We start from the raw sequence: 11,443 nt of genomic DNA on the forward strand, positions 1-11,443 counted from the left end.
GTCCTACTCTCCTTCCTGGAGGTGTCCCTTGCAACGGCCCTGTTGCTGTCCACTTTGCTTTCCTTAGCGGGTCAATTTTTCCACATTAACCCTAACACACCATCCTAGTGTGATCGCAGTTTATCCTTAAACCGCTATCGGCCTTCCCATGCCACCTCATCATCCTGATAAGGGTTACATCGTCCTGATGTTTCCTTGCTGACTAAGCTTGCTTGCTAAGCATAACTGCCATGTAATCCATAGCATTTCTCCGCCAAGCTCCTCTCTTGGCTTGGTAGAACAAGGCGTCTTGCTTTGCCCTACATGATTAACTATACGCCTTTCCATCTGGGAAAGTACCTAGTTAAGGAGTAATAAGCCCATACAAAAAAATTAAAAAAGCGATATAAACATTATTTTTCATTAAGTTAGATTAAGCATCTCGTTTTTTCTCTGCCATTAAAGCGTAAAAACCAAAGCCAAAAAGGGAAAACATTCACAACCGCAATGGCTAATATCTTACAGCGGTCCACCTTGCTGAAATCTTAGCTAACTATCAGCGCATAATTTGTACCATTCTGATCCATGGTATAAGCTTAAATTGCCTTGTTTGTTAAGCCATTTGCTTAACACAAGTTAACTGTGCGTAGTTTGCTGTGGTATTGCCTTGGTATTACCTTAACCCGCTTGGTTTACTTAAACAGTGGTGATGTTAGTCGCCAGCTCTGCTGGTTATGTATCGTGTTACCCAGTAACAAAACGTTAAGTAAGAGAGAAATATGTCAGATTTAGTTGAAGGTACCGTTAAGTGGTTCAATGATGAAAAAGGGTTTGGTTTTATTGAGCGTGAAGGCGGCAAAGATGTGTTTGTTCACTTTAGCGCCATCAATGCCGGGGGTCGCAAAACCCTAACTGAAGGCCAAAAAGTAACAATGGAAGTGGTACAAGGCCAGAAAGGACCACAAGCCGAAAACGTTACCTTACTATAAATAATCAGCCGAAGCTAAACAGGATCCCCGACTAGCTTCGGTTATTTATGCCAAGTTTTTTCAACATTTCAGTCTCTATCACCTTCCTTCTCCTCTCCTTCCAACCCTGAAGTTAAGTGAAGCGCTCGCATCTAAGCCAACTTTGAGTATAATCCTGCGCCAAATCACACTTTCACTGCACAGCAAAACCAATGAATCCTCTGAGTACCTTATTCGCGACCCTTGCCAGCCTAGCCATCGTTGCCAGTTTCCAAATTTCAGCCCAAAGCCCCTTAAAACAAGAGATTACTCAGCTACTGCTTGAATTTGATAAACAGCAGTGCCAAGTGCTCCAGTCACAAGCGCCTCTCTCAAGTGGCGACAGTAAAAAGCTATTCAAAAAGCAATTTAAGGTATACAAGCAAGACATAAACAGCACGGCAGACTTTATTCGCTTAGCGGTTTCACGCCATCACCAAGATGAGCAACCTATTTACCTGTCTTGCAATAAGCTACCGCACGTGCTGAGCGAAGACTGGTTTAACGAACAATTAGTGCGCTATCGATTAACCAAGGCCAATAAAGGTAATATGTTTTAAGGCTCATCACCCAACAAATAAGGCCCTAACTCTTGCTCTAATTGGGCCTTCAGCACACCCACCGTCACCTCAACCCCAGCTCGCTCTAATATCGCAATGCCTTTGCCTTGATTGCGAACATGGGGATCAATCAAGCCAACAAACACCCGTTTTACCCCGCGCTCTACCATGGTCTGGGCACAAGAAGGCGTGCGACCAACAAAAGAGCAAGGCTCCAGAGTGACAAAAAAGGTCACCTCGGTGACATCTTCTAACTGGGCTAACACCATGGCCTCAGCATGCATATTACCTGGGGGTTGCGTATGGCCTTTCGCGATGATCTCGCCATTTTTCACTGCCACACACCCCACAGGAGGGTTTGGGCGGCAGGCTGGCAAGGCTAAGCGCCCCTGCGCCATGGCCTGTGACATAAAAAAGTCGATTTGTTCAGGTTTCATCTGTAAGCCACTTTAAGATATCTGGATAAATGAATTGATAATCGAGTTGCTGCACCAACTTTTGGCACGATACGCATCGATGTGGCTGGCTCCCCTCATCACTGAAGGTCGGCGCGGGAAGACCCAACTGCTTCGTCGCCAAGGTATATAGCTTAGCGCGACTTGGGCCATTCTCAGTACTGGCATTGTAAACATTACTTTGCCAAGGCTGCGCCAACAAACCAGTCATCATGGCAATACAATCTGCCTGATGAATGAGATTGGCAGGTGTCTGACCCGCTGATAACTGTTTACCCGCTAAAAAACGTCCCGGCGTTCTATTTTCATTCACTAAGCCAGAAAAACGTATCACTATACTAGAAAAGGCAGCTTGTATCGCTTGCTCAGCAGCGACTAAGGGAGAGCCATCTTTTAACGGGCTCAACTCGGTCAGTTGATAATCGCCTGAGGCATATACACCCGTACTGCTAATAAACATGACCTTGGTGATGGCTTGAGATTTAAGCCCAATAACAAGCTGTTGAATTTGCTTGATATACACATCACCAGCCTGAGTTTTACTGCGCGGGGGCAACATTACGATAGCAAGTTCAGCGTTTGCTGCCCACCCGCTTAAGTCACCGACTATACCAGCTTGATCCACTTCAATGGCATAGGCATCTAGCCCTTGCTGTTTAAGGCGCTCCACTTGCTGCGGATCGCGTCGACACACACTGACTTGAAAACCTCGCTGCATTAATTTCATTGCCAAGGGCTCACCTAGCCAACCACAGCCAAATATCGCTATTTTTTGTCGTTTCATCGACTTCCTTATTCATTACCTATGTCTAACTTAGGTATAGTAAGCATTACGCTAACTCTTCGCATTATTTATGATGACACCTATAAACGCCAAGCATATCTGTTTTTCTATTACACATCACGGCTTTGGCCATGGTGCCATTAGCACCTCAGTGATTGCTGCTCTGCAACAGCAAGACCCCACTATCAAGATAAGTATTCTTTCCACCTTACCCGATAACTATTTTCGCGCTCGTTTAAGCCAAGATTACACCCTGATCCCAATCGGCTCTGATTTTGGTATGACCATGCACAGTGCTATTAGTGTCGATGTGCCAGCCAGTGAGGAAAAGTACTTAGCGCTGCTGGCCAATTGGCATGACAAGCAAGCGCAAGAGCAAGCCGTATTAACCAAGCTAAAGCCCGATTTAGTAGTCAGTAACATTTCGCCGGTCACACTAGCGGCAGCGGCAGAGTTAGGCGTTCCCAGTATTAGCCTGTGCCCTTTTAACTGGAGCCAAATCTTGCAAAGCTATAGCCAGCATCCGGTGTTAGCCAAGGAATTGATTCCCTTGATGGATCGTGCTTATCAAAAGGCTCAACTCGCCCTCAAGCCAACGCCTCATGTCCCCAACCCTAAGCAAGCTAATGAACAAGAAATTGGCCCAATTGCTCAACACGGCCAACCAAGAAAAGTCGATTTATGGCAAGCGCTTAGCCTGTCGAGCACCACTAAAATAGGCTTGATCGCCCTAGGCGGGTTAACCGTGCCGATAGATTTAACCCGTTGGCCTAAGCATTCAGGTTGGCTTTGGTTGGTTGATCAAGCCATACCTGACTCACGTACTGACATGTGTCATTACACAACTCCCAACATGGCCTTTCTTGATTTGGTATTTAGCGTTGATTTAGTGATCACTAAGCCCGGCTATGGCACCTATACGGAATTGGCAGCGGCAGGCACCAAAGCCATTACCCTGATGCGCCCCGATTGGCCAGAAACCCCTTATCTCAATACCTATCTCGCTGAGCATGTGAGTTGCGCCCAAATAAACCCTGAGCAACTGACTCAACCGGCGTTTATGAGTCTGATCGAGCAGGTGAGCAACCAAGCCAATCCGCCATCAAAGCAGTCAGAGAATGGTGCCCTCAAAGCCTGCCAGATCATTTTGGCGCAGCTTAACTCGACGTGCCGTTAAGTCTGAGGAAAAACCTTATCAACATCTGAGTGGATATAAGGTCGCCCAGAGGCATTAAGTGAGGTGCCGGTGATTAATGCGGTTAACACTGGCTTATTATCACTCAGGCGCACGATGGTTTGACGAAAAGCAAAACGCACCTTACTTGGACGCTCAGGCAGCACCTCAATATAGAACTCATCACCACTGGTGAGGGAAGCTTTGTAATCCAACTCTGCCTTGACCACGACTAAATGGATCCCAGCAGCGGTAAGCTCAGCAAAGTTGACACCTTGGTCGAGCAAAAATTCATGACGCGCATGTTCGAGGTAATTAAAATAAACACCGTTATTCACGATACCTTGCATATCGCATTCGTAGTCACGAACTTTAAATTGCAGACGAAATGGCTTCATGCTTTTCTCGCTCCTTAGCGGCATTAAATTGCAGATAACGCACCATCAAACGACGCTTGATACGCTTATGAACCTTGTACTTGCGTTGGTGGTACTTCATTTTCAAATCACACTGTAGAAATTTCAGTGCCATTATACCCAATCAACTTGAAGATGCATGTTTCAGAGCGCCACCGTGCTTTCAATACTAGGCACGCTAATGCAGGAATGTAAGCACCTTCTAAATTAGCGTAACAACGTAGTGGAAGTACGGTGGCGCTCCCAAAGGGCAAGTTTTACAGGCGTTTATGCCGCGTTATTGATTTTGATAAGGGAACAACCATTACCTGCAATCAATGCCTTGCCTAAACGCCTGTAAATGCTTGCTGAAATCAAGCATCTCCAGGTTGATTGGGTATATCAAACAGGTTACAAAAACATGGACAATCCACACGCTGCCACCCTGTTGCGGTTGTGACAAGGCGGAGTTAGCATCAACAGCTTGCCGCCAAGGCACTTAGGCGTTTTTGTTCACGTTGATTTGCCCATTGATTCAACGCCACCGAGCCAAGAATGATCACCAAAGCCAATAAGGTGGTGTGACTGATTTGTTCATTAAGCCACAACGCACCGAGGATCATGCCAAACAAAGGCACCAAGTAATTGCTAAACGACGCAAACGTCGGGCCGCTCAACTGGATGAGAGCCATAAATAAGAAATACACTAAGCCAGTACAAAACACCCCTAAGGTGAGTAAGGAAAGCACTGGGCCCGGCGTTGGTGTGATGGCACTGAAGTCTTGGGTTACCAAGGATAACGCAATCAGCTGGATGGCTGCACATGCAAGGATGTTGCGTGCGACTAATAAGGGGGCCTCATTAGCAAACCGCTTGATCATCAGCATACCTAAGGCAAAGCAAGCCGCGCCAAATAAAATCGCTAATATAGGCCACAACAAACTAGACGCACTGGCCAATTGCGGCGCAAACAACACTACGATTCCCACAAAACCTAAAGCCACACTGACCATTCCCCACAGCGAGATCCGCTCTGATTTGATCACCAGTGGTGCCAGCAATAAGGTCATAAATGGTATGGTGCCCATGGTGACCGCTGCCACCGCGCTATCCACATACTGCTGCCCCCAAGCCACTAAAATGAAAGGTAAAGTCGCGTCAAGTAAAGCTATACTCATGTAAACAGGCCAGTTAAACTTGCTGCTGCGTAGCCCCAATACACGACACACGATAACCAGTGTGATAAAACCACAAAGCGCTCTGCTCGCAGCGACGACCATCGGCGGAAAAGCTTCAAGCGCCTGATGCATAAAAATAAATTGCGATCCCCATAACAGGCCAATCGCTAATAAATAGCCATAACTTTTCATCTTTATACTTTTTACCAATAGAGTTAAACCGGACGTGATTGTATTTATGGCAAAAGTATTAATAAAATGAATTATCAGCATTCAGGTATGGTCAAAATGAATACCAAATTAGCCAATACCCTAGACCTTAATTTATTACGGGTGTTCAATCAGCTTATGCAACAGCGCAATGTTACAGCGGTAGCGAAAACCATGCATTTATCGCAATCAACCATTAGCCATGCCTTGAGCCGCTTGCGCAACCAACTCAATGACCCCTTATTTGTTTTAGTGGGTAAGGAAATGCAGCCCACCGAAAAAGCCATGCACATGGCGCCTGCAATACAACAAGCCCTGTTACTTATTCAACAGGGTGTTAGCACTCAGCCACATTTTGATCCCAAACACGACTCACGCCATTTTAAAATCGCGGTAGGCGGTGCCATTGAGCAAACCTACATCGCCCCTATCATTAAGCGATTAGCGACATTTGGTCCACACCTGAGGCTGGATGTGTTTGAGCTAACCAACAGTGATTATGAAAAAGAGTTGGAGCGCAACACCCTTGATTTAGTCATTGGTTTTGCCGGCAGCGGCCATTTAAGTGACAAGCTACTGACAACCCATTTAGTGGAGAACCCATTAAGCTGTATTACCGATCTGAGTTTTACCCCGAGCATACCAGGGAAAATAACCGCCGAAGAGCTGGTTAGTCGCAGCCACATCTACACTTCAAGCTGGGGTCATTCACAACAATTAATGGATAACTATTTTCAGCAACGGCAACTAAAGCGCCAAGTTGCCGCTCAAGTCCCGACCTTTACCGCCGTGCCTAAACTACTTATGGACGGTCACTATTTGGTAGTGATGCCAGAAATGGTCGCGACAGAGCTATGCCTGAGATACCCTTTGCAACAATTGGCAATCATTGATGACCCAATCACGGTAAGTTATGAAATCGCCCAACACCCCCTTACCAGCCATGACATCGCTATCAATTGGCTCAAATCACTCATTATTGAAGTTTGCGCGAGCACCCATTAAAAAGGCAGCCAAATGGGCTGCCTAATAAAATAAAACGAGCATACTAAAAAGTGAATCAGCTATTATTTATTGGTTTCTGCTTCCGACTTCTTTAACTCTGCCATGGTCTCTGCCGCCGCGATACGACGGCCAAAAGTGGCAAAAATGGTTAAGGTTTTTGGCATATCAGCAAATACATCATCAACCACAGGTAACTGGTCTTTGGGTGTATCTTTTAACATAGCAGGTAGCTGTGGATGCCCTGACAACACCATCGCCCCTAACAAGGTTTGCGATACTAAGGTCTTAGATTCATTATCGAGCTTTTCAAGACGGTCTTGCCACAGGTCAGACAACCAATGATAACCTTGTAAGAAACCGGCGCAAAAAGCCATCAGTTCAACATTGGTGTTGTTATCTTTACAGTCGCAAACGTCTGGAAATTGGAACCCCTCTGGGCTTTTTAAGGAATCAACGGCAGCTTTAAAATAAACCATGATTTCCTGTAAGAAAGCGTCTCGTGCTTGCGGCTCAATATCAGCACTGATTTTTTGCTCTACAAATAGCATTGGCCACCAATCTTTGGTTGGAATCAATGCCGGCGCACTCAATACAGCAAAAGTGAAACCTTGTGCTTGAGTGGGCCCCATCACTTTGTCAGTTAAAGCCGGGTGATTAATTGCTTTGATAAGTTCTGCAGTGCTATACGACATGACTAGTCCTTGTAAATTCAGTTGTCACCGATAATAAAGCATGGACATCGACTCCCCAACATCAGCCATCAATTCTGCGAGTCGGATCTCGCCCCTTCATAAGCGCAAATGATGAATTGACTAAAGATCAGTCACGCCTTATCACTGATGTGCAGCACTCGCAACTAAACTGAGCAAAAAAACAACAAACGCGGCAAAGTAGGTTAAACTTTAATCAGAAAGCAAAATGCTGGATAAGCAGGTATTCCTGCCGAGCGGTGAGATCATAAGATAATCAAGAGAAAACAAACGGTATTGGCGAGTTTCAATGATTTTTTCACTTTTTTTGTGACCTACAGCATAAATATCGAGCATTTCATGAACAGATATCCTATAATATCGCGCTTTTTTTAATTACCCACTCGCATCAGAGGTTACATGTCCATCGAAACTCCGTCATTTAATGATTTACACCTTCCTGAACCTATCTTGAAAGCCTTGGTAGAACTAGGCTATGAAACCCCCTCTCCTATTCAGGCTCAGTGTATTCCATTGTTAATGGACGGCCAGGACGTGTTAGGTATGGCCCAAACGGGGACAGGTAAAACGGCTGCGTTTGCATTACCTTTATTGGCTAACATAGACCTTAAAAGTAACAAACCACAGGTATTGGTATTGGCGCCGACACGTGAGCTAGCAATTCAAGTTGCTGAAGCCTTCCAAGCTTATTCTCGCTACTTACCTAATTTCCATGTATTGCCTATTTATGGTGGTCAAAACTACAACCTACAGTTCAAGTCACTGAAACGTGGTGCTCAAGTTGTCGTTGGTACCCCAGGCCGTATCATGGATCACTTAAACCGTGGCACCTTAGATCTAGCTGAATTAAAAGCCATGGTGCTGGATGAAGCCGACGAAATGCTACGCATGGGCTTTATTGATGACGTTGAAACTATCATGGCAGAAACGCCTGCCGAGCGCCAAACGGCCTTGTTCTCGGCAACCATGCCTGAGCAGATTCGCCGCATCACGAAACGTTATATGCGTTCACCTAGCGAAATTAAAATCAAAGCGAAAACCTCAACGGTTGAAAATATCGAGCAAAAAGCTTGGATGGTGAGCGGCGTTAATAAATTAGACGCCTTGACGCGCATGCTAGAAACCGAAGATTTTGACGGCGTGATCATCTTTGCTCGTACCAAAACAGCCACCGTTGAACTAGCAGAAAAACTTGAAGCCCGAGGCTATCGCAGCTCAGCCTTAAACGGCGACATGAACCAAGCGTTACGTGAACGCACTGTTTCACGCCTAAAAGAAGGCACCCTAGATATTCTGGTCGCAACCGATGTAGCAGCCCGTGGTTTAGATGTTGAACGCATTAGCTTAGTCGTTAACTATGACATTCCAACCGATACCGAATCTTATGTTCACCGTATCGGTCGTACCGGTCGTGCGGGTCGCACCGGTAAGGCAATTCTGTTTGTAGCACCACGCGAGCGTCGCCTATTAGGTGCAATCGAACGAGCAACACGTCAGCCGATCACCATGATGTCATTACCGACTCGTGATGAAGTAACACAAAAACGAATTGAGTCGTTCCAAACGGACATCCAAAAAGTCATTGAAGCGGAAAACCTAGAGTTTTACACCGAGTTGGTAGACCAAATGTCTGCCGAACTTGAAATGAGTAAAGAAAACATGGCTGCCGTATTACTATACATGGCACAAAAAGATAAGCCATTCCAGCTACCTGAAGAGCCAGCGCACGAGCGTTTTCGCAATGATCGAAATGACCGACCTAAACGTGAGCGTACGCCTCGTAACGAACGCGGCGAGCGCCGTCGTCCTGACGTTCCATTAGAAACATACCGTATCGAAGTTGGTCGCAGCCACGGTGTACAAGTTAAAAATATCGTCGGCGCTATCGCCAATGAAGGTAACATCAACAGCCGCTTTATCGGTGATATCGTACTGCATGACGACCATTCCACTGTGCAATTGCCACAAGATATGCCAAATGACTTATTAAAGCATTTTCAGAAAGTCTACATTTGCCAACAGCAAATCAAGATGCATAAGGTAGATGAAGCGGGCACCTTCAACAAGCCAGCGCGTCGTCGCGCACCAAGAAAGCGCACCACACGTAAAGACTAAGTCATTACAGACCCGTTGTTACCAAGGCCGTCGAATGACGGCTTTTTTGTGTATGATGATAAATATTGTGTGCTTGGTCAGATAGATGCAAATCCATTCTATCGGGGCGTAGAATGTATCTATACTAACAGATAGAATCGTTTTAAAGGTTAGGCATGATCGCCGTTAACCATCTGGATTAATCAATCATATTGAGTACAAATTATGGTTATAGACAGTGAAGGATATATACAACTTATTCATTTCCTAACGGACAATCTAAGTTTGTTTGAAAATAAACCCTGCCCATCAAACGAGGGCTCGGTTGCTGAGTATGTATCTGATCTGATAGCTGAAAATGTCATGAAGGTGTGCATTCAACATGAACATTTAGACAGCACCCACCGATTCGAAGTCGTTAGGGAGACTGACGCCATTGTCCACGATCTTGAAGAAGTGCTTTCAGCCGTTTGGCATCAAGCACCCACTTCACAGCAAAAAGAGTTTTTGACCGAGTTTGTTGGTCTCATCAAAAACCTTTTCGATACAGAGTTAACCAAATTTGATTAACTCTGCTGTAAGAGTTTAGGGTACCGAGTGACCCATTGACGCCTGCCAAATACTGAACCATTGTTGGCGGTCCAAAGTAATCGCCTCAGCCTTAATGGTGCTTCTCGTGCGCTCAATCCGGCCCGAGCCAAGAATGGGTAACACTTTCGAAGGTAAAGCAAGGATCCAAGCATAGACCACCTGATCTATGGTTTCCGCATCAACTTGCTCTGCAATATCAACAAGAACGGATCGTACTCGTTTAGCCTTCTCCGATTGCGAGGTAAATATCTGCCCACCGGCTAGACACGACCAAGCCATAGGCAAGATACGATGCTGCTGACAATAGTCTAGCGATCCATCAAACATCGCCTTCATTTCAAGGGGAGAAATTTCAATTTGATTTGTTACCAACGGCATATCGAGACGTGACTGCAACAACTCAAACTGGGCCGGATTAAAATTGGACACGCCGAAGTGCTTAACCTTACCCTGCTGATTTAATTTCTCGAATGCTTGTGCAACTTCATCGGCTTGCATTAACGGATCAGGACGATGAATTAAGAGCAAATCAAGGTAGTCGGTCTTTAAGTTTGTTAAAGACTGCTCAACGGAACTAATGATATGCTGCTGACTTGTATCATAATGATTAACATATCGCTCAGGTAAGGTATCAAAGGCGGGTTTAATACCACATTTCGATACTAATTCCACTCGATCGCGAATACTTGGTTTAAGTGCCATAGCATCACCAAATGCAGCCTCACAACTATATTGACCATAAATATCCGCATGATCCATGGTCGTGACACCCAGCTCGATGTTTTGCTCAATAAAACTAAGTAGCTCTTGTTTACTCTTTTCCCAACTGAGAGCACGCCAAAAGCCAGCTACAAATCGAGAAAATTCAGGCCCGTTATCACTTAACTGCACCCTAGTTACTGTCATACTCTTCCCCTATAAATTAACCGATATCAACAGCCTAGCAGTTGAAAATAACTGCAGTTATATTCACAAAGAAATGAATCGAAATATGTGCGGCAGATCAAGGGGCGAAATATCCAATAGCGATCAAGGTTGCTCAGGGAATGATGTAGGTGGTGTTTCGAGGTTTCTATTTTTCAGCAGACATAAAAAAGGCCTAGTCGTTCAACTCAGGTTTAGTTTGGGAGCATGATAAGAGGGGTGCCCTACTCTGCTTTGTTGCTGGTCTTTTAGGAGGGATGTTGTTTTCTGTTTTCTGCAGACGTAAAAAAGCCCAAGTCGCTAGACTCGGGCTTTCTTGTTTGGAGCTTGGCGGTGTCCTACTCTCACATGGGGAAGCCCCACACTACCATCGGCGC

Annotated in this window: 13 protein-coding genes; 6 read left to right on the forward strand and 7 right to left on the reverse strand. The window is 45.4% G+C overall.

Annotation, left to right across the window (positions count from 1 at the left end; all coding sequences use genetic code 11):
• Positions 1–758 precede the first annotated feature (758 nt).
• Both K6Y21_RS13410 and K6Y21_RS13415 read left to right on the forward strand, forming a co-directional pair.
• Positions 759–968 carry a cold-shock protein gene (locus tag K6Y21_RS13410; protein ID WP_233072344.1) on the forward strand — a complete coding sequence of 70 codons (210 nt, stop codon included), beginning with the start codon at positions 759–761 and terminating at the stop codon, positions 966–968.
• Between the two features lie 191 nt (positions 969–1,159).
• A complete protein-coding gene (locus K6Y21_RS13415; protein ID WP_233072345.1) occupies positions 1,160–1,546 on the forward strand; it encodes a DUF5329 family protein in 387 nt (128 codons plus the stop codon).
• Here the strand turns inward: K6Y21_RS13415 and K6Y21_RS13420 are convergent.
• Together K6Y21_RS13420 and K6Y21_RS13425 are read right to left on the reverse strand one after the other, a co-directional pair.
• Positions 1,543–1,983 carry a bifunctional diaminohydroxyphosphoribosylaminopyrimidine deaminase/5-amino-6-(5-phosphoribosylamino)uracil reductase RibD gene (locus K6Y21_RS13420; protein WP_233072346.1) on the reverse strand — a complete coding sequence of 147 codons (441 nt, stop codon included), beginning with the start codon at positions 1,981–1,983 and terminating at the stop codon, positions 1,543–1,545. The genes K6Y21_RS13415 and K6Y21_RS13420 overlap by 4 nt on opposite strands.
• Entirely contained in the window at positions 1,973–2,785 is an 813-nt protein-coding gene (locus K6Y21_RS13425; protein ID WP_233072347.1) for an NAD(P)-binding domain-containing protein, read from the reverse strand. The genes K6Y21_RS13420 and K6Y21_RS13425 overlap by 11 nt, the downstream gene beginning before the upstream one ends.
• A 70-nt stretch (positions 2,786–2,855) precedes the next feature.
• Between K6Y21_RS13425 and K6Y21_RS13430 the strand changes: the two genes are divergently transcribed.
• Positions 2,856–3,962: a glycosyltransferase family protein gene (locus K6Y21_RS13430; protein ID WP_233072348.1), complete on the forward strand. Its 1,107-nt coding sequence runs from the start codon at positions 2,856–2,858 to the stop codon at positions 3,960–3,962.
• Here K6Y21_RS13430 and K6Y21_RS13435 read toward each other — a convergent pair.
• The 3 genes from K6Y21_RS13435 to K6Y21_RS13440 all read right to left on the reverse strand — a co-directional run bounded on the left by K6Y21_RS13435 (position 3,959) and on the right by K6Y21_RS13440 (position 5,724).
• A complete protein-coding gene (locus K6Y21_RS13435) occupies positions 3,959–4,357 on the reverse strand; it encodes an acyl-CoA thioesterase (RefSeq protein ID WP_233072349.1) in 399 nt (132 codons plus the stop codon). The two genes, K6Y21_RS13430 and K6Y21_RS13435, sit on opposite strands and share 4 nt — an antisense overlap.
• Positions 4,332–4,457: a hypothetical protein gene (locus K6Y21_RS21295; RefSeq protein WP_285229746.1), complete on the reverse strand. Its 126-nt coding sequence runs from the start codon at positions 4,455–4,457 to the stop codon at positions 4,332–4,334. Before K6Y21_RS21295 ends, K6Y21_RS13435 begins: the two co-directional genes overlap by 26 nt.
• Before the next feature lie 373 nt (positions 4,458–4,830).
• Positions 4,831–5,724 carry a DMT family transporter gene (locus K6Y21_RS13440; protein WP_233072350.1) on the reverse strand — a complete coding sequence of 298 codons (894 nt, stop codon included), beginning with the start codon at positions 5,722–5,724 and terminating at the stop codon, positions 4,831–4,833.
• 96 nt (positions 5,725–5,820) lie between these two features.
• Between K6Y21_RS13440 and K6Y21_RS13445 the strand changes: the two genes are divergently transcribed.
• Positions 5,821–6,747, forward strand: coding sequence for a LysR family transcriptional regulator (locus K6Y21_RS13445; protein ID WP_233072351.1), 927 nt, complete (start codon positions 5,821–5,823; stop codon positions 6,745–6,747).
• A gap of 62 nt (positions 6,748–6,809) precedes the next feature.
• Here the strand turns inward: K6Y21_RS13445 and K6Y21_RS13450 are convergent, their stop codons facing one another.
• The gene (locus tag K6Y21_RS13450) at positions 6,810–7,439 is read right to left on the reverse strand and encodes a YecA/YgfB family protein (RefSeq protein WP_233072352.1); all 630 of its coding nucleotides are present in this window, start codon (positions 7,437–7,439) and stop codon (positions 6,810–6,812) included.
• Positions 7,440–7,856: 417 nt separating this feature from the next.
• Between K6Y21_RS13450 and K6Y21_RS13455 the strand changes: the two genes are divergently transcribed.
• Both K6Y21_RS13455 and K6Y21_RS13460 read left to right on the forward strand, forming a co-directional pair.
• Positions 7,857–9,572 carry a DEAD/DEAH box helicase gene (locus K6Y21_RS13455; protein WP_233072353.1) on the forward strand — a complete coding sequence of 572 codons (1,716 nt, stop codon included), beginning with the start codon at positions 7,857–7,859 and terminating at the stop codon, positions 9,570–9,572.
• 204 nt (positions 9,573–9,776) lie between these two features.
• Entirely contained in the window at positions 9,777–10,121 is a 345-nt protein-coding gene (locus tag K6Y21_RS13460; protein ID WP_233072354.1) for a DUF3802 family protein, read from the forward strand.
• A gap of 15 nt (positions 10,122–10,136) precedes the next feature.
• Here the strand turns inward: K6Y21_RS13460 and K6Y21_RS13465 are convergent, their stop codons facing one another.
• Positions 10,137–11,048 carry an aldo/keto reductase gene (locus K6Y21_RS13465; RefSeq protein WP_233072355.1) on the reverse strand — a complete coding sequence of 304 codons (912 nt, stop codon included), beginning with the start codon at positions 11,046–11,048 and terminating at the stop codon, positions 10,137–10,139.
• Positions 11,049–11,443 lie beyond the last annotated feature (395 nt).

It is taken from the genome of Motilimonas eburnea (assembly GCF_021295345.1).
GTDB lineage: Bacteria > Pseudomonadota > Gammaproteobacteria > Enterobacterales > CBDFNC01 > Motilimonas > Motilimonas eburnea.